We start from the raw sequence: 26,877 nt of genomic DNA, 5'->3' as shown, positions 1-26,877 counted from the left end.
GCGATAGGATTAAAGATAACGAAACCATAGGATGTGAGAAAGCTTGAGTGAAAAAAAAGAGATTTTATTTCATGCCGAAAAGCTGCTAAACAAAAGACATCAATTTATGATGACGAAGCTTTCCTCTATAGATTTTTCCGGTTTTACAACAATGGAACAACTATTCATCCATGAAATGGATGGGCGACCGTTTGAGCGCATCGCCCCGGGTCAACGGTGGGGGGAAAAGTGGGGATACGGCTGGTTCCGCTCGATGATCGTCGTTCCTCAGGAGGCTGAAGGCAAACGTCTTGTGGCCTTGCTTGATTTTGGATCCGAAGCGACCGTATATATTAACGGCATTGTGAGCGGCGCAAAGGACCTTAACCATCATTACGTAACGTTAACCCGTTCGGCGCAAGCCGGCGAGCGATTCGAAATTATCGCGGAAGCGTACGCCGGCCAAACGGATTCTCAGCCGATGTTCGGAGAGTCGCAGCTCTGCATTTTTGAAGAGGAAGTCTACCAATTTTTCATCGATATGGAATGTTTGTACGATCTTCGCAATCATCTCGATGCCAAATCCCTTCGCGTTGCGGAGATTGATCGTTGTTTGACTCAGGTGTTTGCCACGATCGACCTGACCCTGCGTCAGGAATTATTGGAAGAGAACGTAAAGCAGTGCCGGCAGATGATGGAGCCGCTCTTGGCCTGCATGAACGGTTCAACGGCGCCGACCCTGTACCTTATGGGACAGTCCCACCTGGATGTCGCCTGGCTGTGGCCGATCGCGGAAACGAAGCGGAAAATTGCGCGGACCATGTCCAATCAGTTGGCGCTCATGGACGAATATCCGGAATACACTTACACCCAAAGCCAGCCGTATTTGTTCCAGGTGGTCAAGACGCTGTATCCGGAGTTGTATGGGCGCATTAAACAGGCGGTAAAGGAAGGGAGAATCATACCCGAAGGATCCATGTGGGTGGAGCCCGATACGAATTTACCCAGCGGCGAGAGTCTGATCCGCCAGGCGCTGCACGGCAAGCGGTTCTTCAAGGACGAATTCGGCGTGGACAACGAGATGCTGTGGCTGCCTGACGTATTCGGTTATTCCGGCAACCTGCCGCAAATCATGAAGGGCTGCGGGATCCATTATTTCGCGTCTACAAAATTGTTCGGTACTTATGATAATGTAGCGGACCCGTTCCCGCATAATACGTTCCTGTGGGAAGGGATCGACGGTTCGCAAATTTTGACGCATCTGATGAACTACGGCGATTACTACCCGATTCGGATCAATCCGTCGTTCTTAATCCATCAGTGGAGCGATCGTGTGCAGCTTGAGGGAATTTCTACGCGACTCACGCAGTTCGGACACGGCGACGGAGGCGGCGGCTCCAATCGGGATGATCTCGAATTTATGCGCAGGCTCGGTAATTTGGAGGGCGTTCCCAAGACGAAGCATGGCTCGCCGATCGAATTTTTTGAGGATCAGATCGAAAAAGGCATCCCTGATGCCAAATACGTAGGAGAGCTCTATTATCCCGCCCACCGCGGGACGTATACGACGCAAGCGATCATCAAAAAGCTGAACCGAAAGGCGGAAATCGGCTTCCGCGAGGCGGAGCTTTGGGGAGCTGCCGCGGAGCTGCTGGTTAATCGGAACTACCCTCACGAGGATCTGGACCGGCTATGGAAGACCCTGCTGTTGCACCAATTTCACGATATTCTGCCGGGCTCCTCCATCCATCGTGTCCATGAAGAGGCGAAGCTTGAGCTGATGGCATTGAATGAGAATGTGTACGACATGGCATCGGATACAAGGAATGCGCTCACGGACGATGATGCCTCCCGGGTTACCGTCTTTAACTCGCTATCCTGGTCGAGAAAGGAATTGGTCGCGTTGCCAGCCGGCGTTCATGGCATTGCGGACGGGAACGGAGCGGTTATGCCGGTGCAATTGTACGAAGGCGTTCGTTATGCCGAGGTAGAGGCGCCTTCCATGGGTTGGTCGACGTACAAGGCTGAAGCGGAAGCGTCGGATGCTCCAGCAGCGTCGGCGATTCTTGCAACGGAATCGCGTTTGGAGAATGAATGGATTGCACTCGAATTGAACGAACAGGGCGGGCTTACTCGTATTTTTGACAAGGAGACCGGAACGGAATGGGCGGCGGATCGCTGCAACGTCATGCGAATGTATCGGGATCAAAATTCGGATTTCGATGCGTGGGAGATCGATCGGCGCTACCGCTTGGCACCCGTCGAGCTGAATACGAGCGCCAAGGTATCCGTTACCGCAAACGGCCCGCTCTTCGCGAATATTCGGGTTGAGCGCGAACTGAACCAATCGACCCTGGTCCAGGATATCCGGCTTCGTGCCGGCAGCCGCCGGGTGGAATTTCATACGACGATTCACTGGCGCGAGAAGAACAAGCTGCTAAAAGTTGATTTCCCTGTTCGCGTTCATGCGAACGAGTCGCTGCAGGAAATTCAGTTCGGTTACGTCAAGCGGCCGAATCATGCTTCGCGTCCGCATGATGCGGATCGATACGAAGTTGTGCAGCATAAGTGGTCGGCGCTTGCAGAAGCGAATCGCGGCTTTGCGCTGCTGAACGACTGCAAATACGGGATCTCCGTCAACGACAATACTCTGAGCCTAACGCTGCTTCGGGCTCCGACGTGGCCGGATGAGACGTCCGATCAGGGGACGCATCATTTTACATATGGATTTACTTTCTGGAACGGAGCGTTCCTGGGCAGTCCTGTCGTACGGGAAGCCTATGAGATGAACTATCCTATCAGCCTCGTGTCTGGAGGAGGCCGGGAGGAGCAATCGTTGCTCTTTGTCGATCAAGCCAATGTGATCGCGGAGACGGTCAAGCTTGCCGAAGACGAATCGGGCGATTGGATCGTGCGTCTGTACGAGAGCAAGGGAGCCTCCGTAGCGTGCGGGCTTCACTTCGGCCTGTCCGTTGCGATGGTTTATGAGGCAAATATGCTGGAGGAGAGAATGGCGGAATTGCCGCACGAGGGCGGAAATGTATTGCTACAATTCGGTCCGTTCGAGGTGAAGACGATTCGGCTCCAACGGAGTGGGAGGAATAAAGGATGAAGCTGAAAGAAGGGCAACGCCTAGTCATGATCGGCGACTCGATCACGGACTGCGAACGTAAATATCCGTACGGGGAAGGGTTGTTCCAGGGCGTCGGCAAAGGGTATGCCGCACTTGTGGACGGGATGCTGCAGGCGGCATATCCCGAGCTCTCCATTCGCGTGACGAATATGGGCATCGGCGGCAATACGGTTCGGGATTTGCAGGCCAGATGGCAGACGGACGTACTGGATCTGAATCCGGATTGGTTAACGGTTATGATCGGCATCAACGATGTATGGCGGCGGTTCGACCAACCTGCTATCCCGGAGTCGCATGTGAGCCTTGAAGAATATGAACAGACCCTGGAAGAGCTGGTGCGATCGGCACTTCCCGGCTTGGAGGGACTCGTGATTATGACACCGTTCTATCTGGAGCCGAATGACCAAGATCGCATGCGCAGCCGGATGGACGAGTTCGGACGGGCTGCCAAGCGGGTAGGTGCATTGTTTGTGGATACGCAGGCTGCTTTCGCCAGCCATTTCGAATACGTGCATCCGACTGCGCTGGCGTCCGACCGGGTGCATCCGAGCTTGACGGGGCATCTGCTGCTTGCGCGCGCACTGCTGGAGGCGATCGGCTTCGATTGGTCGCGCATGCGAGTCGGATCCTGACGTCAACTGCACTTAGTTGTAGCGTTCCTACTTTATATTGTGGGGCTAGTAGAGCCAGTGCTTCCTTCATCAGCATGGAGCAGGTAATCCGCAAAATGCTTGCAGAGCTCGGTGCGAAGTTTCTTCGAAATTCGCGCCGAAGCTTACATTCGCTTATGCTTGTCGATCCGTATGTTCTGATTGAAAATGTACGTCGCTAGGTCCTTTTTTTATTGCTCGATCCGCGTATGTGTTCCTCTCCAAGTTGAGAAAGGAGGTGGTTATGGAGGCGTTTCGTACCCATGGCTGTAGAAATAGGGTTCGAACAGACGGTATCCGGTCAGCAACGATATCATTCTATCAAAATTACTAGAAGTCGGGAGGTAAGAGTTATGAAGATGAAGCAGTGGAAACGTGCGGGAATTTGGACATGCATCATACTGACGGTCATGACGGCTCCAGGCGCCGCGGTGACGGCGCAGGCTGCGGAAAGCAGCGCGGAGCCACATCTGAGCAATGCAAAGAAAAAGGTTCAGGAGCCGTTCATGATCAAGATCGTGGATGCCGAGACGGGCCGGGGCATTCCTCTTGTTGAGCTGAAGACGACGAACAACATTCTGTATTACACGGACAGTGCCGGTATCGTGGCCTTCAACGAGCCCGGCCTAATGGATCAGTCGGTCTTCTTTCATTTGTCGAGCGACGGTTACGACTTCCCTGCCGACATGTTCGGCAATCGCGGGCAGGCCGTACAGATCACGCCCGGGGGCATGATTACGATCGAGATGAACCGGGTCAACATCGCGGAACGGCTGTATCGGGTTACGGGACAGGGTATATACCGCGACAGCGTACTGCTTGGTTTGAATGCGCCGATTCAGGAGCCGCTGATCAACGGTCTGGTCATGGGACAGGATTCCGTGCAGACGATCGAGTACAACAATAAGCTGTACTGGTTCTGGGGCGATACCGACAGACCGGCTTATCCGCTGGGGAATTTCCGCGTAACGGGAGCGACTTCGAGTATGCCGCAAAACGGCGGGTTGGATCCTGACGTCGGCGTAAATCTGAACTATTTTACGAAAGACGACGGCTTCGTCAAAAGCTTGGTGCCGCCGCTGCCCGACGGCGCCGGTATAGCCTGGGTGTTCGGTTTGATGACCGCCGAGGACAGCACAGGACAGGAGCGTCTGCTCGCCGGCTACAGCACGCATAATCCCGATCTCACCGCCTTCGGGATTCTTGTCTTTAACGACAATACGAAGGAGTTTGAGCAGGTCGTCCAGTTCCCTTCCAAAGACGATTGGCGCCATCCGGGAGGCCAAGCAACCTATTATGAAGAGAACGGGTCGGGTTACTGGCTCTTTACCGAACACCGGATGCCGAATTTGCGAGTTGCCGCCAGCTATGACGCCATCATCGACTATACTCAATACGAATCGTTTACGTGCTTGACGCCGGGAACGGCATACAACGGGGCTCAAACGTCGCTGGAACGAGACGAGGACGGCAAGCTCGTATGGGGCTGGAAAAAGAACACGCCGCCGCTTACCCAAAGTCAAGAGAAGGAACTGATCCAACTAGGGCTGATCCAAGCGGATGACCCGCATTATTATCAGTTGAAAGATGCCGATACCGGCGAAGCGGTGGAAATCGCCTCAAGCTCCGTCGAATGGAACGATTACCGGCAGCGTTACGTGATGATCGGGCAGCAGCTGCAGGGCAAGACGTCGGTGCTCGGGGAAATCTGGTACGCGGAGGCTCCGGCCCCTCAAGGCCCTTGGACTACTGCCAAAAAGATCGTAACGCATGACAATTATACTTTTTACAACGTGGCCCAGCACAAAAACTTCAACAAGGAAAGCGGCCGAATTATCTATTTCGAAGGCACCTACACGAATACGTTCACGGATCATATCCCGACACCGCGGTATAACTACAATCAAGTCATGTATAAACTCGATCTGGCGAATCCGGAGTTAGGGCTAGAGCCGGTTCAAGTAACGACCGGTATATAGCGTTAGAGCGCCAGACCGTTATTGATGAACGAATAAGGACCTTTCCGTAAGCGCTGTGGGGCTTTACCGGAGAGGTCCTTTTCGACTTGAGCTTGTTCCTGCAGAACAGGCATACCTAGCTGCCGCTTCTCCATGATAAGCTGGGAGGAACGATATCTTTAACGGCGGAGTCCCCGTGGATTTCCCGATACTGCTTCGGAGTAAGATTCGTGAACTTCTTGAATGTGGCGAAAAAATGCCCTTTGGATATGAAGCCGCATTGATCTGCGATCTCCAGCACCGAGAGCTGGCTGGATATCAGTTTCTCCTTCACTCTCTCGATTCGTTCCTGAAGTATGTACTCGGACAATGACACGTTCATGATCTCTTTGAAAAGCTGCCGGATATAGCTCACGGAGAAGGAAAAATTGTCGGCTACCTGCTCGATCGACAATTGCGCATCCTGCAAGTGGTTGTCCACGTACTCTTTGATCTCCAGGACGATTTCTTCCTTGCGGCTTGAAGATTTCGGAACCTCGGTCTCGGACGCGAGCATTGTCACGATGCTCTCCAGCCATGCTTGATACTCGGACAGCGTGCTGTACCGCTCGAGTAATTGATGAATGCTGCTGATTTCGTGCAGGACGCTGGATTTGTTGAAGTTCTTGAGCAGATCGTAGGTAAAGTAGGTCAGGTTAAGCTTGCAGTCGCGATAAGGAAGTTCATGGACGTGCTTCATCTGCTGACGCAGCAGAGCGAGCGCGCTCTCCGGGCGGCCGCGGCGGATCGACTTGATGATCTCGGCTGTCTCCAGCGCCTCAGACGCAGAAGGATACCCTGCCATAAACTCTTCATAATCGCTCTCCAGAAAAAATTGCTTCTCTCCGTTAAGAAATCGCAGCTTCGTCAATTCGTAGATATGATCATAGATGTTTCGGATATTGGCGCCGAAGTCATAGGCATTGCTGACTGCGGTGGTTGTATCAACGTTCAGGATACGTGCAACCTGATTCTGCGTCTCCTCCAGAAGACGTTGTAGTTGAAGCCCGCCGGATGCATGGCCCCCAACGACCAGAATGATATGGTCGCCGCCCATATCCAAGCCTTCGGCCGCATAAGAACCTGTGCCAATCACTTCTTCGCTAATATTGCGTATGGCGTACTTGATCAATTTCCGGGAGGGGAAATCGTAACGTTCGCAAAAGACCGTATAGGCTTCGATCCGAAGGACGGCCAAAAACAGAGCTTCACAGGAGGCCAGTTTGGTCTTGGTCTGAATATATTCGTAGCACTTGGTACCCGGCGTACCGTGGAGCATCCACTGGGCGAGAAGCTCCGTTCGAACGAGCTCGGATTGGTTTCTCATGGATGCATGAAGCTGTTCCACATTGTTCAGAAGCATATCGATGCCGTCATTGATCCATTGGATATCCGGCCTGGCATCTGACGTGGCATTTGCGAATGCAACCTTTCCCTTCAGCTTTTCCGACAAGAAGGTGATGGAGCGCAAGGAACGGCGAGAACTCCAGAAGAACAACAAGGAGAGGAGTGCCAATAGAAGCAATGTATACGTTATCAATTTTTGCTGGAATAAGGAGATATGGCGTGTCAAAATATGATACTCGTTCGAGTAGTATACCGACCAATTTTCAGTAGTCAGCTTGGCTGTATTAACGAACCATCTCTGATGCGGGAGCCGAACTTGAAATTCGCTGTCCTGCTGCTCCCGGCTCGCTTGATATAGCTGTCCGCTCAGCGCGGGATTAGACACGCCCAATAGAAGTTGCCCGTGCTCGTCCAGAATCCGAATGTCTTGTTCCGAGGAGACCGTTTGGCCGAACAAAAGCTTCGACAGCAGCGGTTTGTCAACGAGCAGCACGAGATAGAAGTCGGACGGCTTCTTGGGGGTTGCAGGCAGAATAAGGGCCAGGGAGTCCGAGCCATCCAGCGAATGATTAAAGAAGCGCAAATATTGGGGGTGGAATGACTCCACACGCTTCAGCATGCTCTGGTCGGCGAAGGATTCATTGCGGACAATTCCGACTTTGGAATCGACGACAAGATCGAGCTTCAAATTAATTAGATAGGATCGCTGGATGAGCGGTTCGGTGGACATGAAATTGGATTGGGCGACGAGTGCAGCATGGTTGATGAGCGGATCGTTGCTTGTATTGAAGAACCAGTTCTGAATATTCTGATCGGCGTACATGCTGAGCCCGTTAGCTTTCAAATTGCCGAGAATCATTTCGGCCTTCGAAGCCAGGTTGTTGACTTCGTTCTGCGAACTGCTGCGAACCTCCAGCATGGTGTATTTTGCGAATTCCGCAGACAGTAGATAGACGAAAGGAATAATGGAACAGATCAGAACGGTGGTCAGTAAAAGAAAGGTTCGAAAATAGGTCTTCTGTAAAATAGGTTTGATCCTCATATAATGCCAGCACCCCTTGCTGATGGATTGACGGTTTAAGGGTATAACGTAACTGTTCGATAGAAGAAACGAACCGGGACCTCCTTACTCAATCATATCCTGACCCTTGTGTGAAGTCCTCATTTTGACAAAGTAGAAATTAAGATGATACCGAAAGTCCGATTACCGCACAATCCTTAAGTTGAGTACCCTTTGTGACACAATGAGGACTATTCCGAAATCCTCCTTCCATACATAATAAACACTGTCAGGATTTGGCCACATCGGACAGACCAGATCGAATGGAGGGATACTATAAATTGAGAATGTTTAGGGATCTTGTAAAGAATCGGAGCTTGTATTCGATGGCGATACCGGGAGTCATCTTTCTCGTTGTCTTCTCCTATATTCCTCTGTCCGGACATCTGCTAGCGTTCAAGGACTTTCAGATCAGCAAAGGTATATGGGGCAGTGATTGGGTGGGGCTGGATAACTTCCGCTTTTTTTTCTCCAATCGGGATTGGATTCAAGTTACGGTCAATACGGTTTATTTAAATGCGCTGTTCATTATTTTCGAGATGGTTTTTGCGCTTCTCATTGCTCTCTTCTTGAATGAGATTCGCTTGAAATGGTTTAAACGTACGATACAATCCGTCGTCTTCCTTCCTTACTTCATTTCCTGGGTTGTCGTAGGGTATATGACATTCATTCTATTCAACAACACGGACGGTCTGATTAACCGCGTGCTGAGCATGAGCGGACTTCAAGCCGTCGATTGGTACCAGACCCCGTGGGTATGGCCGATTATTCTAACCTTAACGCGAATCTGGAAGAGTGCCGGTTACTACTCGATTATTCTGATCGCTGCCATTACCGGGTTCTCCTCCGACTATTATGAGAGCGCTCGCCTGGACGGAGCCACGAGGCTGCAGCAGATGAAATACATTACGCTGCCTTTGCTGAAGCCGCAAATCATCATTCTCGTCCTCTTGGGAGTCGGACGTATCTTCTATGGTGATTTCGGTATGATCTACGGAATTATCGGGGACAACGGGATTCTATTTCCGACGACCGATGTCATCGATACATACTCCTATCGGGCGTTAAGGCAGCTGGGCAATTTTAGCATGTCATCGGCTATCGTGTTCTATCAGTCTATTATGGGGCTTATCGCCGTCGTTTCGTTTAATGCGCTGGTTCGGAAAATCGATAACGACTCCAGATTATTTTAGTTTTGAGAAATCCAATGGGAGGTGAATTCCATATGAATCGTCCGGTTGCTCTGATCACGCCCCCACGAGTTCGACGGACAAACGGGTTCTCCGATAAAATGGCGGTGTTCTTATTCGGACTGTTTTTGATTCTATTTGCACTGGTTTGTTTGTTTCCTTTTTGGCTGATGGTCATCAATTCGTTCTCCAGCACCCGAAGCTTGGCGGTGAACGGATACTCCGTATGGCCGGATGAATTTACGCTGGAGTCGTATCGCTTTCTCCTTCAGGGTAAGCAAATGTTTACCAGCTATGGCATCACCATTGCGGTAACAGCCATCGGAACCGTATTCGGCCTCGTTGTCACCGCGTTGTTTGCATACGTGCTGGCCCATCCGAAGAACCGATACGGCGGCTTCCTCTCGTTCATGACCTATGTGCCGATGGTCTTCGGCTCGGGGCTCGTCGGCTTCTATCTTCTCGTTGTTCAGTGGCTGCATCTGAAAGATACGCTATGGGCGCTTGTGCTCCCCTATGTCATGAATCCATTCTTTGCGTTTATCCTGGTCTCGTTCTATCGCTCGTTGCCTTATGAGCTGAACGAATCGGCTAATATGGACGGCGCCGGAGAGTGGACGATCTTCTTCAAAATTATCCGGCCGATCTCAACGCCGGTTATTGCGACGATCAGCTTGTTCTATGCGCTGCAATATTGGAACGATTGGTGGCTGTCGCTTCTGTTTATCGACAACAGTGATATGTACCCGCTTCAGCTGCTTCTTCGGCAGCTCATGTCGCAGATGCAGCTCACGTCGCTTAATCACGGCAATGTGCTGACGCTGCCGCCGGCGGAAGGGGTCAAGTTGGCAACGGTATGCCTGACGATCGGCCCGATTATACTCGTCTATCCAATGGTCCAGAAATATTTCGTTAAAGGTCTGACCCTCGGCTCGGTGAAAGGTTAAGATTGGGGCTCTACGCAAATGGCTGAGCGCGTTATAGACTGGCCAGCCGCTTATACATAAGTTGATAATTTGAAGGGAGTCATTTACATGGCCAAATCAAAACGCAAATTCTTGGTGACAGCGCTGCTCGGACTAGCCATCGCTTTGTCCGGGTGCTCCGGATCCGGCGGGGGCGCCACCGCGCCGGGCGATGCCGGGGAAACCGGAGATCCGTCCTTTGAACCGGTCACTTTGGAGGTTGTCATTCCGGGGGCAAAAGGAGCTAATTATGACGAGGTGCTGGCCGAAGTCAACAAGCGATTAAAAGCCGAAATCAATACGCAGGTTAAATTTACATTTGTCGACTTTGCCGATCTAAATCAGAAGACCAACGTCATGCTGGCTTCGGGAGAGAGCGTGGATTTGATGTTTGATGCCCCGTGGCTGCATTTGGACACGATGGCTTCCCAGGGCTATTACGAAGAATTAAGCGAACTGCTGGACCAATACGGCCCTAATGTGAAAAAGACGAGGCCGCAACAAATGTGGGACGCGAACAAAATTAACGGTAATATCTACGGCGTTCCCTTAGGAAGCGCCTATACCCAACAGAGGTCGATCTTCATCCGAAAGGACCTGAGGGAGCAGTTAAACTTGCCGCCCGTAAAGACGTATGAAGATCTAAAAGCTTATCTCTACGCCGTTCGTGACAGTAACTCCGGCATCACGCCGCTCCTCGCGGGCGCAGACGACGTCACCTACAGCTGGGTCAACTGGCTGATCCGGGACGATACCAGCGTCAACATTCGTCCAACGAATTTTGCTGGCGCCAGCTTGATGCTGTATTACAAGGGCAACGATGGCAAGGTCTACAACTTCTTTGAAACCCAGGAACCAAAGATCTGGTCGGGCATCCAGGATGTCCGCAAGCTGTTCGTTGACAAAGTCATGTCGCAGGATGTCTTGACGAATAAAAGCGGTCCGGGGGACATGCAGCTCCAGAACAAAGTCGCGGCCACGCCCCAAATGGCCTTTGGCATTCCCAAGACGTACAACGATCAGTTGAAGCAGGTCGTGCCCGATGGAGAGCTGGAAGCCGTCCGTCTATTCGATCTGACCCCTGGAAAGAACCTATCCAATTACAAAATGGATAATTTCATCTGTATTGTGAAGACGAGCAAACATAAAGACCGGGCGATGATGTTCCTCGATTGGGCCAACCGGCAGGAGAATTATGATTTGTTGGAGCACGGCATCGAAGGCGTGAACTGGAAAGCGGTCGGCGAGCATCAATACGATACACTGAACAACGATGGCGGCATTGTCTCGTTCCAGCTCATGTTGAATCCTGCGTTAGAGCGGGAGTGGGCCGGTATCGACGAAGAGACCCGAGAGTATAGTCAATTCATTACGCAAGCCGACAACTTCACGAAGGATATTATGACCGGCTTCACTTTCGATCCGACGCCGGTGAAGAACGAAGTGGCCCAGTTCGCGACCATTCAGGCCAAATATTATAGCGGATTATTTAACGGCGCGCTTGATCCGGACGAATACTTTGCCAGATTCAAAACGGAAGGCGAAGCGGTGCTGAAGAAAATCCAGAATGAGCTGCAGAATCAGGTCGACGCCTTCTTGGCAAAATAGACCTACCGTTCCGCAAAAAAAATGACCGCTTCTGGTAGGAAGCGGTCAGCCTGTTGAAAAACTTCAACAGGCTTTTTTTAAATTATAAAATATATAAATTTCAGCGAAGCTGAATTCTGTAATCGCTAGAAAAACGACATTCAAAAAGTCTGTCTTCTGTGAAAGTACGTCGATCGACGTTTATCTTATTATTTAGGGATCGATGCGAATTGATTTCCTGCAGATGAGGCCCCCTTAAAGAAAATCAGAACCAGCTTTTGAAGGCTGACTTTACTTTCCTAAATTAGAATCGTTGGGCGACTTCCTTAGCATGTTCGATTGCTTTTTCTTTAATAGCCGGAGCTTGCTCCGATGATGCCGTTCCTTCAACCAAAATCGCCTCAGTCGATATCCCATAGAACTGTAAAACCTTATTCAAATAACTGTATCCCATTTCAAGTGGGGCAAGAGGACCTTCCGAATAAATGGAACCGCTAGCTTGAATATGCAAGGCTTTCTTGTCGGGCAATAGCCCTATAGGACCGTTTTTGGTATATCTGAACGTCTTCCCCGGAATTGAAGTCGCATCCGTGTATGCTTTCAAGACTGGCGGGACCGAGAAATTCCACATCGGGGAAACATATACGTACTTATCAGCGGTCACGAATTGATCAACAATCGCCCCAAGACGGTCTACTTTTGATTTCTCGGCATCAGACAGTTGATTGAACGATGAACCCGTCCGAAGCTTTTCCCAACCGCGTAAAACATCGGCATCGATTTGTGGAATATTCTCTTGGTACAGATCCAAATGAACCACTTCGTCGGTTGGATTTGCTTGACGATAAGTTTCTATAAATTCTTCCCCTACCGCGAGACTAAATGATGACTGGGAATCCAGGGGGTGTGCGGTGATGTACAGTACTGTTGTCATGAATCCAAACTTCCCTTCTGTAATAATATTAGATACGCTTTACAGGTTAATCATATAATATATATTTCTTTTGGGAAGTACGCACAATAATGTGATATAGTATTAAAAAAGGTACTGTAAGGGAGACGGATGTATGCAAAAGGACCCTATCCAATGTCAATTCGTTGTGGCGCTGGATTCGATCGTCGGCAAATGGAAGCCGATGATCCTTTATCATTTGCTTAAAGGTGAACCTTTGCGGTTCAATGAGCTAAGAAGATTGCTGCCGGATATCACGCAAAGGATGCTTACACTCCATCTGCGCGAATTGGAGGAGGAAGAGATCGTTAAACGAGTCATCTATCCGCAAATCCCGCCGAAAGTGGAATATTCCATCACGGAATACGGTAAGAGCCTGTCTCCGATTTTGGAATCCTTACATCAATGGGGAGTGGCTCATGTCGAGCGAAAGCAGCTAAAAAAGGCGAATAACGAACAAACAGAGACGGACTAGCGTTCGAGATTGCGCTAGTCCGTTTCTTTCTGCATCGATTCGCAAAATATAGCGAAAATGCTCTACAAAGGGACAGGGGAACACTTGACGGTCGTTCCGGCCAATTGTTCGGCTATTTGCCGATGCCATAAATTTGAAATTTGGTTATTGACTAATCAATCACAACTTGCTATAGTGTGATCATAAGTTAGTGATTGATCAATCACAAATAAGGGGAGTGTTGATGAACATGAAAAAAGCAATTGTAGTGGGTGCAACGGGTGGTACTGGTGCTGTTATTACGGCTGAGTTGGTAAAAAGGGGGTTGCCTGTGATTGCATTTGGACGGTCGCGGCAAAAGCTGGAGGAGCTTGCAAGAGAACTCGGCAATCCTTCACACCTTACATTAGCAATCGGGGATGCATACCGGCCGGATGACATTGTAACTGCGGCAAAAGAGGCGGAGGTATTGTTCCATTGTGCGAACGTCCCATACCACGAAATGGAGAGTAAATTGATTCCGCTCGGCGAAGCCATCATGGAGGCTGCCAATCGATTAAGCTTGAAGGTTGTCGCAATAGACGGAATTTACCCTTATGGAAGAAGACAGATGGATCGGGTAACCGAGGAGCATCCAAAAAAACCTCATACCAAAAAGGGTAAAGTGCGCCTTGCTTTTGAGCAGATGATCTTTAGCAGCAGATGGAAGAATGTGTCTGCCATGATTGTTCGTTTGCCGGACTATTACGGACCGACTGCAAATCAAGCATCCTATCTTGGAGGGACACTCGAAGCGATCGCCGCAGGCAAAATGGCATTTTTTATCGGAAACATGAAGGTTCCTCGCGAATATGTGTACTTGCCTGATGCGGCAGTTATGATTGTAGAGCTTGCGAGACAGGATCAGGCATATGGTCAAAATTGGAATATTCCCGGGGCGGATATTATTTCCGGTCATGAGATTGTCCGCATCGCCCAGCAAGCCTCCGGTATGAAGAAGCCTGTTATTGCTCTTGGCAAGGCTGGATTGTCGCTGCTCGGTCTATTCGTCCCCGTCATGAAGGAGATTGTCGAAATGCTTTACTTAACGAAGGAGCCCCTGCGCCTAAGCGGGGATAAATATAAGCGTTTTATCGGCCCAATTCCGGCTACGAAGCCGGCGGATGGAATTGCCGCAACGATTCGCGAACTGCAGAAAAAACGATGAACATTTTTATAAATAAGTAATTGATTGATCAATCATAAAAAGGAGTGAAAGCTTATGCGGAGGCTAACTTGGAAAGGGAAGGTCGGTATAGCGGGGTTGGGAGTGGCGATTCTGCTGGGTGCGTTGGTTGGCACGTACTTTTGGCAAATTCGCATGCAAAAACCATATGAAGTAAACATGGGCGAAATGCATCACATGGAAGGGATGGCGGGCCATCAGCAKGGAACCGCCTCTGCAGCAACCCACCAGGCTTCACTGGCGACACGGTCATGCGAAGCAATTACAGAGGGGGAGAGCGACGCACCCGTACGCGAGTTTCGGCTCACGGCCTCACAGAGCGAGAAAAAATTAGATAATGGTGATATCGAGAAGGTTTGGACATTCAACGGCCTCACGCCAGGACCAGAAATTCGAGTTGCCGAAGGTGAAAGAGTCCGTGTCGTGCTAGACAACAAGGACATTCAAGAAGGGGTTACCATCCATTGGCACGGGATTGTTCTTCCTTGTTCGCAGGATGGAGTAGCGGGTGTGACGCAGGATGCCGTAAAGCCCGGAGAGCAGTATACGTACGAATTTATAGCAGACTCTCCCGGAACGTATTGGTATCACTCTCATCAGGCTAGCTCCATCCAGGTTGAAAAAGGCTTGCTGGGGAATTTCATTGTCGATCCTCAGCAGGATCGGTTCGAATACGATCAGGAGGAAACGATACTTATCCAACAGTTAAATGGAACTTATCTCATGAACGGTTCAACAAAGGGAACGAATATCGAGGCGGCTCCCGGAAAGAAAGTCAGACTGAGGATGATCAATGCTGCGAACGAAACGGAAACGATTCACGTCGACGGGGCCTCTTACCGAATAATTGCGATGGATGGCCATGACCTCCACGAACCGGGGATGCTGGAGCATTATAAATTTCTAATGGGAGCGGGCCAGCGTTATGATCTTCTCTTTGAGATGCCGCAGCAAGGTAAAGTTGTCGTCACGAGTGAATCAGGTTTGAAGGTGACACTCGGGACCGGTAGCGAACCGGAGATCCGTTCGGATCACAGCTTATTCAGATGGACCGACTATGGAGAACCAGATCCGAATGCTCCTGTAGACAAATTAACCTACGATCAGTCCTATACCTTAAAGCTCGATCAAAATCTGTTCATCAACTCCATTAACGGAAAAAGTTTTCATGAAATACCACCTCTGGTGGTCAAGGAAGGCCAGCGTGTAAAAATGACGATTACGAATGCTGGCGGAGGTGACCACCCTTTTCATTTGCATGGGCACATATTTCAGGTGCTAAGCCATAACGGCCAGGCTTTGAGCGGAAGTCCCGTATATCTTGATACATTATTAACGCAAGAAGGTGATACTTACGAGGTGTACGTAAAGGCGGATAACCCGGGTTTATGGATGATGCATTGCCACAATCTGATGCACGCATCTATGGGAATGAGCATGATGTTCAATTATGAAGGTATTTCGACGCCATTTCGGGTCGGGACAAAATCGGGAAATTTACCGGACTTATGATCGGAACTAGGGAAGACGCTTATCCTGATATGAAAAGCTTCATATTGTTTCCCCTTTGCGCCCAGCTCGATAATACCAGCTGGGCGCATTTTTGCGTTATCAAATAGCCGCCAGACATCATCATGCAATGGAAAGTTTCTTCAATAATATAAAGAGGAAAAAACACCATGAATTCGAATATACTCTAGAAACTATACGAAGAGAGGGATACGATAATGGATATGCAGACGCTAGCAGAGAGAATGAGTGCAGGCGTGTTTAACGATATTCTGAAACGTGACTTTTCACAGGACATGATTTCTGAATTAGAACAGATGAACGCGGTCCAAATGGAAAACAAACTGAAAGACATATTAGCCGTACCGATAGGTATATCCAAGCAGAGGGTATTCGAATATCTTCAATTGTATTATTCGGCCTCTTGGCAGAATCTTTTCATGGAGCTGAATATGCCCCGTGCGTTAAGTCTTTTGGAGGTTGGTGCCGGTGATGTTGTTTACATTCCAAAGGCTTTAGATGCTTATTCCAACAACATGGGAACCTATGTGACTGCCAATCTCAACAGGGATCTGACACGAAACTTTCAGGAGAAAACGAAAGGGATGGACGTCAGTATACGGGTTGTTGAGGACGATGCAGCCAATGTCGGTTTATATTATCCGGAGTCCTCTTTTGACGTTGTCGCTTATCACCACGCTATTAACGATATCATCCAGACCATTATCGCGGATCGTGAGGGCATTGATACAGTAAATCAAGATTGGTGGACAATCGAACCTCAAATGTTACAAACTGTTATGGATTATCACCGAAAAGGCATATTGAAGGATGCAGCATATCATGCGTTTATCCAAATCATTGACACAAGCCGTAAGCAGTTAAAAAGAGGGGGATACATGATATTCGATAACATTACTTATTCTGGATATGATGAAATGGGGTATTCCTCTGAATTCCACAGCAACTATATCCAACTGGCTAGAAGCTGGATTAGCGAAGCGAATCTAGGATTGGAAGAGGTTGAAGTCGAATCGTATGATAAGCAATGGTGGATGATACTGAGAAAAGTGTGATGACTGGTTGAAAAAGGAAATGCGGTCGGCAATAATAGAATGGGCTCCAATTCCAAATCCATATAATTATCATTGTCAGGAGTTGATACTGAAGTGAGTAAGCCTGTTATGCAGGTCGCTCTGGTCGTCGGACCGGATTGCGACATGGAGAGCCAAGCGGTAAGGGCGGCTCTGGAGTATTTCGGGGTGCGCGTCTTTACATACTGGATCGGGAGGCCGAATGATCTGATCTCCGTCTTGTCAGGCGTTGATCTATATGAAGGCACCGATATGATCCTGTTGAATTTTCACGGGGATGAAGGCAGCTTGATTATGCCGGAGCTCGGCGAAGAGGTATACGAGGAGGAGGAGCCGAAGGGCGACTTCGGGGCAGATGAGGTTCGGCGCTATGCGAAGCTGGACGGGAAGACGGTAATCGCGAACGGCTGCTCGCTGGGGGATCCAGCACTGGCTGAAGCTTTCCTGGAGCGGGGCTGCAAGATGTATATCGGGCCGGATGACTATCCGGACGGCAACGATGCGCTGATGTTTGTTCTACGGCTGTTCTATGAGATTGTTCAGCAGGGACGGGACGTGAAGGAAGCTTTTGCCCAAGCTGTAGCGATGAGTGATGAACTATCCATGTACCGTTTGTATGAACGATAGCAATCATAGATAAAGATTCCACACCCCTGCTCATGTCTTGCAGGGGTGTGTGCAAATATAAGTACGATCGAGCACCTCTCGTATCTAGATTACCCGTTCTATCCATTCTTCTCCTCGAAATATTCCTGATACTGGCTCGGCGTGACGTGGGCGTACTTCTTGAAGATGCTTATAAAATACTTGTAATCGCTAAATCCGATATCCTGCGCGATGGTATAAACTTTGTTATCGCCTGACTTCAGTAATTCGATCGATTTCTGGATGCGATAACGGTTAAGAAACTCATTAAACGTATAGCTGGTCTCTGCCTTGAATTTCTGGTTCAGGTAATAGGCGCTTAATCCGATCTCCTCCACGAGATCATGAATGCTGATCTTCTTGGCATAATTCTCCTGTACATAGGCGATCATTTTGGCCACGTATTTCGAGGTTTTGGTTTCCTTCTCCAGAAACTTGCTGTTAAGAATCTCCTCCTTTTCCTGCGGATGATTCGAGATCACTTCATATTTGCGGATTAAATCCACTTTAGCTTTGGCCGATTCGAGTGCCGCGACCAGCTGCTCGTCCTCTAAGGGCTTTACCAGAAACTCGCTCACGCCTAACTGGAGCGCCTGCTGCGCAAGGTGGAATTCATTATAACCGGAGATAATAATGCTGCTGAAGGTATGCTGCTTGAGGCCTTCCCGAATCATCGAGATGCCATCCATGATCGGCATGGTGATGTCGGTTATGACGATATCCGGCTTGAGCTCGCAGATCTTCTCGTAACCATCCTGACCATTCAACCCTTCCTCAATGACGATGCAATCGTATTGAACCCAATCGATGCTGAACCGGATGCCCCTGCGAATCATATCCTCATCTTCGACCAGCAGTACTTTAAACATGATATCCACTCCATTCGTAAGGAATTGTTAGTGCCACGCAGGTGCCTTTTCCTTGCGCGCTGTCAATGTGGATGCCGGATTCTTCACCATATAGAAGAACTAAACGACGGTGAACGTTATACAGCCCGATATGCTGCGTCGTGTTCGTCTGGCTTTGCAAAATCTGATTCACTTCCTGCAGTTTCTCTTTACTCATGCCTTGCCCGTTGTCGCGAACCTCCAGAATGAGCTTGCCGTTGGAGGTGTAGATGTTAATCTCAATCAGCACATCACTTTGATTCTCATAGCCATATTTGATAGCGTTTTCGATAATCGGCTGCAGCAGAAGCTTGGGGACGTATACATCCAGCGTTTCCTCCGCTACGGCAATCCGGTATTCCAGCCGATCGTTGAACCGAATTTGCTGCAGCTTTAGATAATCCCGTACATAATTCATGTCATTCTTCAGTTGAACATTGCGATCATGTCCGATGCTGTACCTTAACAAGCGGGATAGAATCAGCACGATGTCCTGGGCCTGACTGGCATCGATCTTAATGGCATAGCGCAGGGTTTCCAGAACATTAAAAATAAAATGCGGATGGAACTGCGATTGCAGCTGCTTCACCTCAATAATGGTGCGAAGCTCCGACAGCTCTTTATTTTTCTCGATCAATTCTTTCAACCGATCCAGCATCACATTGTACTCATCGCCCAGAATTTGAAACTCGTCATTTGTCTGAATATCGACATAGCCATTGAAGTTACCTTCGCGCAGCTGTGCCAAGGCATGAATTAATTTATCGATGGATTCGGAATTGCGCGTCGACATTTTGTTCGCCAGGAACTGGATCAACACCCACAGCAGCAGGCTGGCCGCAAGGACAAAGAAAGACACCGTATAATAGGTGTATTGCTCCGATTTATAGGAGTTCAGCGTAATGACTTGAATCGGTGTGTCAGGGATTCGTTTGGCATACATATAATACTTGCCTTCGTTCAGCAGAACATGTCCCCTGTTATCGAGCTTGGGGCTGAATTTGTTGAGAACCCCTTTGGTCACATTGCTGGTCGTGGCAATAATGGTGTTATGTTCATCCGTGATCATGGCAATCTCATTATTTTGTTCGAAAATCATCTTCTGAATGTCGGATTCATACAGCTGATAGATGATATAGCCTATCGTCCGTTTGTCCTTCACGATGGCTTTGCCAAACGTGTAGCTCGTATCGCGGTCATGCGAATAACGAAAACTGTTCATTTCGGTAAGCGTGTCGCCGGGCCGCTGATCGATCCGATGAATGAGATTGCCGAAGGCAAAATTGGAATACAGTGCATCCGCCGGGGCGGAGCTTGCCAGAAAGACCCCGTCCGTATTGACGATATGAAAAATACTCTTTACCTTCTGCCGGTTGTTGAAATCATAGAAGGCAGAGTACACCTGTTCGCTGCCCAAATGCGAGCTTACATAATTGATCACGGTAGGAGAAACGGCCATCCGGTGAATCTCCTCGTCGTACTGCTGATACACGCCGGAAATGGACTGACTGATGGACTGGGCGGCTTCGGTCGTTTTTTGGGTTAGGTTCATTCTGCCATTAATAATCGTGAACGCCAAAAACAATACGATTAAGACGGAGAACGGGATCATCGTATAGATGCGAAATAAATGACGGGTTGATTCCTTGAAATTACGATAATGTGTTGGTTTCATGCTGCCCTCCATCTGCGATAAGGCCCTCGATCCTATTATACTGACTCGCGGTAACCGCAGATAATCCAAATACATCCAAGCCGGACCTTCATGCTGCAGGTGCCGACTTGGATGTAGTCTTTCGTTATGAATTCTTCTCTTCACATTACATGGAAACTTCCTTTTGTCCGGAGAGCTTCAGGAAGACGAGCAGCGACACGACCGTAATGACGGTAAGAATGGTTGACAGCGCTGCCGCCACGCCGTAGTTTCCGCGGATGACCTCGGTGTAGATGGCAACCGTTACGGTCTTGGTCTTGCCTGTATAAAGAATGATCGAGGTGCTTAGTTCGGTGATGATGGTAATCCAGCTTAAGATCGCGCCGGAGACGACGCCTGCCAGCATCATCGGAAGCGTGATCTTGAAGAACGTCTTCATCTGGGAAGCGCCCAGACTGATCGCCGCTTCCTCGATCCCATCGTTAATCTGATGCAGAATGGCCGCACTGGATCGAATCGTATAAGGCAGCCGCCGGATGACAAACGAAATGATCATGATGACGGCTGTTCCACTTAGCGCCAGCGGCTTATTGTTGAACGTGATCAATAGAGCAATCCCGAGTATGGAACCGGGAACGATATACGGGAACATTGTGAAAATGTCCAATGTGTTCGTCAGTGCATTCTTCCTGCGAACGGTTACGTAAGCAATCAGTATCGCTAACAGAATGATGGCGACCAGCGAGACGATGGCCAGAAAGAACGTGTTCAGAATGACGCCGCCAATATTACTGAAAGCCTCTTGATAGCTTTGGAGCGAAAATCCTTTTACAAAGATTCTGCCGTTGGATTTCAGGAACGAAGTATAGATGACATAGAGCTGCGGCAGCAGTGCGATTAACGTATACAGATAGATAACGGCATGAGCCGCAATGTTGCCGATCCCCTTCTTCTTCTTGGCTTCGATCGGATGCAGTGCACTCATCGTAAAGGATTTGCGATTGGCTACGAATTTTTGCAGTAGAAATATCGTGGTGGCGAACAGAACGACGATGACACTGATCGCTGCCGCAAAGCCGTCATCGCCGCCGACCTCACTGATGAACTCGTTAAAGATCAGTACAGGCACGGTCTTGTATCCCTCACCGATCAGCATCGGCGTACCAAAATCGGCAAGCGCACGCATGAAGACGAGCAGGCCGCCTGCCAGCAGGGTTGGCGTAATGAGCGGAAGGAGCACTTTGCGCATTTTGCCTAAGCCTGTATAACCCATGCTCTCGGCTGCTTCCATCAACGATTGATCCATATTCTTCAGTGCGCCGGACACATACATGAAGATCAGAGGAACCATCTGCAAGGTTAAGACCACCAAGATCCCCGTAAATCCGTAGATATCCGGCATCGTAATGCCGAATGTGCTGCTAACGAATTTCGTAATGACGCCGCTTCTGCCCAGCAGCAGGATCCAGGAGTAAGCGCCAATGAAAGGAGCCGACATCGAGGAGATCAGAATCATGACCCGAATGGCCGAACTGCCTTTAATCTTCACCGTTGCCATGATGTAGGCCAGCGGCGTTGCGATAATGGCGGCAAGCAAGGTAACGCTGACGGTGACTTTCACGCTGTTGAACAGCGCGTTTAAATAATAGGGCTTACTGAAAAACTTCGTGAAATAGGCGAGGGAAAAATCGCCTGTCGTACCGTTGTACACACTCTTGAACAGCATCGTAAACAAAGGCAGAGCGAGAAAAAGAATGTAGAACACAAAGATCAGTAACGAAATGTTGGTCCAGACGTCAAATCGTTTGCGCGTCTCTCTCATAGCCGAGCGCCCCTAGTATAGTTCAGTTCGCCTGCCGCATCATAGACATTGATCTTCTCTTTTTTCACTTTGAGATAGATGACTTGGCCAGGCTCGAGGATCTGTGACGTTTTCGATTCCTGCGTGATCTCCATGCGTTGACCGGACGACAAGTCCACAAAATAATGGGTGTTCTGCCCCAGAAATACGCTGTGCACAATCGTTGCTTTCATGCCGGTTTGGTCCTCGGTTAGAATGAACTCTTCCGGCCGAACCGAGATTTGAACGTTAAGTGTATCAGCCTTGGCATCGGATTTCGGAACCTCGATGTTAGACAGCTCTTCCATATAGCCGGAGCCGAAGTGCAGGACATGGCTGTCTGCCAATTTGGTTAAAGTACCGCCAAGAATGTTGGTACGGCCGATAAAGGTTGCTACGAATACGTTTGCAGGACGCTGGTAAATCTCCTGTGGTGTTCCGAGATGCTGAATCACGCCGGATTTCATGACCGCGATGCGGTCGGATACCGCCATGGCTTCCTCCTGATCGTGCGTAACGTAGACGGTGGTAATCCCGACTTCTCGTTGAATGTCTTTAATGGCATTACGCATGTCGACCCGAAGCTTGGCATCCAGGTTGGATAGAGGCTCATCCATCAGCAGGACATCCGGGCGGATGACGATCGCTCTGGCTAGCGCAACGCGCTGCTGCTGGCCGCCGGACAGATTCTTCGGCATACGATCTTTATAGGGCTCAATCTGAACGACCTTTAAGATGTCATCCACCTTGGCGTTAATCTCCGCTTTGGATAATTTTCGATTCTCCAGTCCGAACGCGATGTTTCCTTTGACGGTTAAGTGAGGGAAGATCGCATAGCTCTGAAAGACCATCCCGATATTCCGCTTGCCCGGTTCCACCTGGTTAATGACGCGCTCATTAAAATGAATGGTCCCGCCTTCAATGCTGTTGAAGCCGGCGATCATGCGCAGCAGTGTCGTCTTGCCGCACCCGGAAGGCCCGAGAAGGGTGAAGAATTCACCCTTTTTAATCTCCAGGGACAGCTCGGGAATGACGGTTGTGTCGCCGTATTTTTTGATTAAGTCTTGAATGGTTATGGTTACGCTCATGGTTGTCACCTGATTCTATAGTTTATTTAACGCTAGTGAACAAATCGACATAACGCTCAACGATCTCGGATTTATGCTCGCTGACATAGTCTGTGTCTTCATCAATCATGTGGATCTCTTCATAAGGCTTCATGTGATCGCCAAGCTTCGTATCCTGGCGGAGCGGACGGTTCGTTAATTGCGTGCCGAATGCATCCTGCGCTTCTTGAGACAGAATGAAGTCGATGAATTTCTTGGCGTTGTCCATATGCGGCGCATCTTTGATAATGGCAGATCCCGCATCCAGGAATACCGCGCCTTCTTTTGGATATACGATTTCTACCGGAGCGCCGTTCTTTACATAGGTGCTGGAAGGGTCTTCGTAGGTAAGGCCGACCACATATTCACCGTCTGCCACGCTTTTGTGAACTGCACCGGAACCGCTCGCGATTTTGCCGTCCAGGTTCTCGATCAGCTGACCGACGTAGTTCCAGCCTTGTTCGTTCTCATAATCGCCGCCCATCGCTTTCAGCATGTTGGTTAACTGGGCGAAAGCGGAGCTTGAGCTTGCCGGATCAGCGGAAGCAATCTTCCCTTTGAGCTGCGGGTTCAGTAAATCCGCATAACCTTCGATTTTGATGTCGCCGATCAGATTTTTGTTCACGAGCAGGACGCTGCCATCCGAGATATAAGGAGTAGCGAAGCCCGACGTATTGCGGTGACCTTCCATTAAGTTCTTGTCTTCAGGTGATACGTAAGGCTCGTATAAAGCTTCATTTTCACGGAAACCGGCCATAGAACCGCCGAACATCACGTCAGCGTAAGGGTTTTGCTTCTCGGACTGTAAGCGCTTAATAATTTCGCCGGTACCAGCCGTTACAAGCTCAACCGTAATCCCGGTCTGCTTCTCGAACATCGGGATGATGGTCTTGATGATCTCCTCGCTATTCGGACTGTAGATGACGAGTTTATTAGACGAAGCCGAGTCGGACTCGCTGCTTCCGCAACCGCTTAGCGCCCCCATAATCAACACGCAGGTTAACAGTAAAATCGACAGCTTTTTCATGTATAATCCCCCTTGAACAAAGTTCATTTCGTAATTGCATGTTCATTGTAGCAAGCTTGGTACCGTTTACATAATCCCATAATCCGCAAACATCGTCTAAAATACGCAACCTATTTTGGAGTAGAAAGAGATCTGGGTCCGATATCCTTTTAAAGAATTCTTTCAGACTCGTTAGGGCAAGATATGGTTTGGAACAACGTCTGGCAAGATGGAGCTGTTCCGATCACAATGTCGAGGGAGTGAGATGGATGGCTAATAAAAACGATCGTAATCAAAAGGTTGATTCTGACCGTGACACGACCAACATGGATATTGAAGCTGGAGAAGCTTTAGGAACAGCTGGCGGCGGCGTCGTGGGTGCTGCTGTAGGTTCCGTTCTGGGTCCAATCGGCACGATTGCCGGCGGTATCGCAGGCGCAGCATTGGGAAACAAAGCTGGCGACGCTGTAGACAATGACGACAACGATTCGAAATAAACGGCTTAACACTACCATCTGTACGAGTACAAATAAGAGGACCCAAGGAATATAGGTGCCCTCGATAATTTGAGCTGTTTTGTAGATAAGAACCGCGCTCTCGCGCGGTTCTTTAATTTTACGTATAAGTTCAGTGTAGTGGAAAATTTCAACTTCCTTCGCTTGACATATCACTACGCGTTGTAGTAGGTTATAATCACTACATCGTGTAGTGATTAAGTTCGTTATGGACGCATAACGACGTAAAGAGGTGTTCACCGTGAACCAAGTTCAAAAATTATCGGATACCGAAATGGAGCTAATGGAGGTGATTTGGGAGTGTACGCCGCCTGTCACATCCACCGAATTGCTCGCCCTGTTTGCCGAGAGAGGTAGGGAATGGAAGGCACAGACCATTTCCACCTTCCTATCGCGTTTGGTGGACAAAGGGGCACTCACGGCTACAAGGGATGGGCGGACAAATAAATATACGCCTCGCATTTCGCCTGAAGATTATAAGCTTATGGAAACGCAGCATGTTCTGGACGGATTATATCAAGGCTCGGTTAAAAATCTAATTTCAGCTTTGTATGACGGCGAAAAGCTTTCAGATGAAGATATTGCAGAGCTGAAGCAATGGTTTTCGCAAAAGTAGGGGGGCTTATGAATACGATTCTTGAAACGCTGTTTACCCTTACCGCTGCTGGAAGTGCCGTCGTAGCCAGCATGCTTGTCCTGCGGATCATATCTGTCAATGCGTTTCCTACAAAGTGGCGTTATGGAATGAACAAAATGGCAATAGGCTTTTATCTTTTACCCGTAGTCCTTGGTATTCAGTGGATCTTGCCGCTTTTTACATTCAATCTAACAGCAACCGTTCCCATCGTGAACGAGCTGCCTTCAACTGTGCAGCATGCGCTGCCAGGTCCATATTCAGGGATTCATCCGGAGCCGCTGATCCGAGATCAGACCATATCAGCAAACATAGCACTTCCCCTGATTGTCCTATGGGCAGTCGGCGCTATAGCTTTTGCTGCATGGCAGATGTATTGTTATCGCAGATTTTTAAAGAAACTAGAACATACACGTACCAACGTTCCGACAAGCAGCGAAGCAGCCAAACAGCTCTCCTTCATTAAGGAAGCCCTTGGTGTGAAAAGCAGTGTCAGGCTTGCCTACAGCTCCATCATTCGGAGTCCTGTTCTTGTCGGCCTATGGAAACCAACCATTTATCTCCCTATAGAGAATACCGTTAACGTGGACATGGTGATCCGACATGAGTTGATCCATCTGAAACGGAAAGATTTATGGGTCAAAGCGTTCACGCTCGGAGCAAGCGCCGTGCATTGGTTTAACCCTTTGGTGCACATTCTTCGCAAGGACATTCATATATGGAGCGAGCTGTCTTGTGATGAAGAGGTCGTAAAAGAGATGTCCTATGCCGAGCGAAAACGCTATGGGGAGACGATCTTAAGCGTCATGGCAGGATCAAGGAATTTACCCGTGCAATTCTGTGCCTCCTTATCCGGTGACGGCAAACAATTAAAGAGGAGATTAATGATGATGCTGAATGTAAAGAAACAAAAAAAGAAAACGATGTATCTCACGATAACAGCAGTGTTTTTGGTTGCTGCAATTAGCACATCCGCAGCGGCATGGGCTTCTAACCATACGCCCAGAGTCATTGGAAATGAGGAAAGTCATGCTGAAGCTCAACGACAAGAAGCTGCCCCTAGGCCGGTACCTCCTGAAACCGTCGTTGAGAGTGAAGGAAACGATGTTGAAACTCAGCTGGAGGAAGCTCGTCCTGCACCTGTTGTAGAGCATGAAGGAAGCAATGTTGTAGCTCCTCCACAAGAAGCTCGTCCTGCACCTGTTGTAGAGCATGAAGGAAGCAAAGTTGTAGCTCCTCCACAAGAAGTTCGTCTTGTACCTGTTGTAGAGCATGAAGGAAGCAATGTTGTAGCTCCTCTTCAAGAAGCTGCCCCTTCGGAGGCGGTCGTTGAGAGTGAAGGAGACCAAGATGTAGCTCCTCCAACAGTTCGTCCTGTAGACGATCCACACGAGCTCCCCCAGGTAGTTCCATCACGGTAAGATTTATAACGCCTGAAGAACTTGCCG

Annotated in this window: 21 protein-coding genes; 14 read left to right on the top strand and 7 right to left on the bottom strand. The window is 49.2% G+C overall.

All coding sequences use genetic code 11. The features are described 5' to 3' along the window. Nucleotides 1-43 precede the first annotated feature (43 nt). The 3 genes from ACPV3A_RS08500 (at nucleotide 44) to ACPV3A_RS08490 (ending at nucleotide 5,741) form a co-directional block, all read left to right on the top strand. Nucleotides 44-3,091 carry an alpha-mannosidase gene (locus ACPV3A_RS08500; RefSeq protein ID WP_426198902.1) on the top strand — a complete coding sequence of 1,016 codons (3,048 nt, stop codon included), beginning with the start codon at nucleotides 44-46 and terminating at the stop codon, nucleotides 3,089-3,091. Continuing rightward, complete coding sequence (locus ACPV3A_RS08495) at nucleotides 3,088-3,744, top strand: SGNH/GDSL hydrolase family protein (RefSeq protein WP_426198900.1); 657 nt, start codon at nucleotides 3,088-3,090, stop codon at nucleotides 3,742-3,744. Before ACPV3A_RS08500 ends, ACPV3A_RS08495 begins: the two co-directional genes overlap by 4 nt. Before the next feature lie 371 nt (nucleotides 3,745-4,115). Continuing rightward, nucleotides 4,116-5,741 (top strand): hypothetical protein, encoded by a 1,626-nt coding sequence (locus ACPV3A_RS08490; RefSeq protein WP_426198898.1) that lies wholly within the window; start codon nucleotides 4,116-4,118, stop codon nucleotides 5,739-5,741. A gap of 115 nt (nucleotides 5,742-5,856) precedes the next feature. Here the strand turns inward: ACPV3A_RS08490 and ACPV3A_RS08485 are convergent, their stop codons facing one another. Beyond that, nucleotides 5,857-8,148 carry an AraC family transcriptional regulator gene (locus ACPV3A_RS08485; protein ID WP_426198896.1) on the bottom strand — a complete coding sequence of 764 codons (2,292 nt, stop codon included), beginning with the start codon at nucleotides 8,146-8,148 and terminating at the stop codon, nucleotides 5,857-5,859. A gap of 344 nt (nucleotides 8,149-8,492) precedes the next feature. Between ACPV3A_RS08485 and ACPV3A_RS08480 the strand changes: the two genes are divergently transcribed. The 3 genes from ACPV3A_RS08480 (at nucleotide 8,493) to ACPV3A_RS08470 (ending at nucleotide 11,929) form a co-directional block, all read left to right on the top strand. Next, nucleotides 8,493-9,359 (top strand): ABC transporter permease, encoded by an 867-nt coding sequence (locus ACPV3A_RS08480; protein ID WP_233354762.1) that lies wholly within the window; start codon nucleotides 8,493-8,495, stop codon nucleotides 9,357-9,359. Nucleotides 9,360-9,391: 32 nt separating this feature from the next. Beyond that, the gene (locus ACPV3A_RS08475; RefSeq protein ID WP_194541119.1) at nucleotides 9,392-10,303 is read left to right on the top strand and encodes a carbohydrate ABC transporter permease; all 912 of its coding nucleotides are present in this window, start codon (nucleotides 9,392-9,394) and stop codon (nucleotides 10,301-10,303) included. Between the two features lie 87 nt (nucleotides 10,304-10,390). Next, nucleotides 10,391-11,929, top strand: a complete 1,539-nt coding sequence (locus ACPV3A_RS08470) for an extracellular solute-binding protein (protein ID WP_426198893.1) — start codon at nucleotides 10,391-10,393, stop codon at nucleotides 11,927-11,929. Nucleotides 11,930-12,212: 283 nt separating this feature from the next. On the opposite strand, the gene ACPV3A_RS08465 is transcribed toward ACPV3A_RS08470, so the two are convergent. Continuing rightward, on the bottom strand, nucleotides 12,213-12,842 hold the full coding sequence (locus ACPV3A_RS08465; protein ID WP_426198891.1) for an NAD(P)H-dependent oxidoreductase: 630 nt from the start codon (nucleotides 12,840-12,842) through the stop codon (nucleotides 12,213-12,215). 133 nt (nucleotides 12,843-12,975) lie between these two features. Between ACPV3A_RS08465 and ACPV3A_RS08460 the strand changes: the two genes are divergently transcribed. From ACPV3A_RS08460 to ACPV3A_RS08440, 5 genes are all read left to right on the top strand, one after another. Further along, entirely contained in the window at nucleotides 12,976-13,335 is a 360-nt protein-coding gene (locus ACPV3A_RS08460; protein ID WP_339295706.1) for a winged helix-turn-helix transcriptional regulator, read from the top strand. A 229-nt stretch (nucleotides 13,336-13,564) separates the two neighbouring features. Further along, a complete protein-coding gene (locus ACPV3A_RS08455; protein ID WP_194541121.1) occupies nucleotides 13,565-14,521 on the top strand; it encodes an SDR family NAD(P)-dependent oxidoreductase in 957 nt (318 codons plus the stop codon). A gap of 54 nt (nucleotides 14,522-14,575) precedes the next feature. Beyond that, on the top strand, nucleotides 14,576-16,051 hold the full coding sequence (locus ACPV3A_RS08450) for a multicopper oxidase family protein (RefSeq protein WP_426198888.1): 1,476 nt from the start codon (nucleotides 14,576-14,578) through the stop codon (nucleotides 16,049-16,051). Nucleotides 16,052-16,266: 215 nt separating this feature from the next. Beyond that, nucleotides 16,267-17,124: a hypothetical protein gene (locus tag ACPV3A_RS08445; RefSeq protein WP_339222015.1), complete on the top strand. Its 858-nt coding sequence runs from the start codon at nucleotides 16,267-16,269 to the stop codon at nucleotides 17,122-17,124. Between the two features lie 93 nt (nucleotides 17,125-17,217). Next, complete coding sequence (locus tag ACPV3A_RS08440) at nucleotides 17,218-17,769, top strand: delta-aminolevulinic acid dehydratase (RefSeq protein WP_426198886.1); 552 nt, start codon at nucleotides 17,218-17,220, stop codon at nucleotides 17,767-17,769. 98 nt (nucleotides 17,770-17,867) lie between these two features. Here ACPV3A_RS08440 and ACPV3A_RS08435 read toward each other — a convergent pair whose 3' ends face one another. From ACPV3A_RS08435 to ACPV3A_RS08415, 5 genes are all read right to left on the bottom strand, one after another. Then, nucleotides 17,868-18,656: a response regulator transcription factor gene (locus tag ACPV3A_RS08435; RefSeq protein WP_071221356.1), complete on the bottom strand. Its 789-nt coding sequence runs from the start codon at nucleotides 18,654-18,656 to the stop codon at nucleotides 17,868-17,870. Beyond that, the gene (locus ACPV3A_RS08430; RefSeq protein WP_426198883.1) at nucleotides 18,649-20,349 is read right to left on the bottom strand and encodes a sensor histidine kinase; all 1,701 of its coding nucleotides are present in this window, start codon (nucleotides 20,347-20,349) and stop codon (nucleotides 18,649-18,651) included. Before ACPV3A_RS08430 ends, ACPV3A_RS08435 begins: the two co-directional genes overlap by 8 nt. Nucleotides 20,350-20,494: 145 nt before the next feature. After that, nucleotides 20,495-22,150, bottom strand: a complete 1,656-nt coding sequence (locus tag ACPV3A_RS08425; RefSeq protein ID WP_194541128.1) for an ABC transporter permease — start codon at nucleotides 22,148-22,150, stop codon at nucleotides 20,495-20,497. Continuing rightward, nucleotides 22,147-23,256 (bottom strand): ABC transporter ATP-binding protein, encoded by a 1,110-nt coding sequence (locus ACPV3A_RS08420; protein ID WP_426198881.1) that lies wholly within the window; start codon nucleotides 23,254-23,256, stop codon nucleotides 22,147-22,149. Before ACPV3A_RS08420 ends, ACPV3A_RS08425 begins: the two co-directional genes overlap by 4 nt. Before the next feature lie 22 nt (nucleotides 23,257-23,278). Then, on the bottom strand, nucleotides 23,279-24,301 hold the full coding sequence (locus tag ACPV3A_RS08415) for an ABC transporter substrate-binding protein (protein WP_216533081.1): 1,023 nt from the start codon (nucleotides 24,299-24,301) through the stop codon (nucleotides 23,279-23,281). A gap of 248 nt (nucleotides 24,302-24,549) precedes the next feature. Here ACPV3A_RS08415 and ACPV3A_RS08410 point away from each other — a divergent pair, with 248 nt between their 5' ends. The 3 genes from ACPV3A_RS08410 (at nucleotide 24,550) to ACPV3A_RS08400 (ending at nucleotide 26,850) form a co-directional block, all read left to right on the top strand. Next, a complete protein-coding gene (locus ACPV3A_RS08410; protein WP_071221351.1) occupies nucleotides 24,550-24,777 on the top strand; it encodes a glycine zipper domain-containing protein in 228 nt (75 codons plus the stop codon). Nucleotides 24,778-25,036: 259 nt separating this feature from the next. After that, nucleotides 25,037-25,411, top strand: coding sequence for a BlaI/MecI/CopY family transcriptional regulator (locus ACPV3A_RS08405; protein ID WP_194541132.1), 375 nt, complete (start codon nucleotides 25,037-25,039; stop codon nucleotides 25,409-25,411). 8 nt (nucleotides 25,412-25,419) lie between these two features. Beyond that, complete coding sequence (locus ACPV3A_RS08400; protein ID WP_426198878.1) at nucleotides 25,420-26,850, top strand: M56 family metallopeptidase; 1,431 nt, start codon at nucleotides 25,420-25,422, stop codon at nucleotides 26,848-26,850. The last annotated feature ends 27 nt before the right edge of the window (nucleotides 26,851-26,877 follow it).

It is taken from the genome of Paenibacillus sp. Dod16 (assembly GCF_049893405.1).
Taxonomy (GTDB): Bacteria; Bacillota; Bacilli; order Paenibacillales; family Paenibacillaceae; genus Paenibacillus_AQ.
The sequence above is the reverse complement of the archived record's forward strand: the minus strand, read 5'-3'. Positions and strand labels throughout refer to the sequence as shown.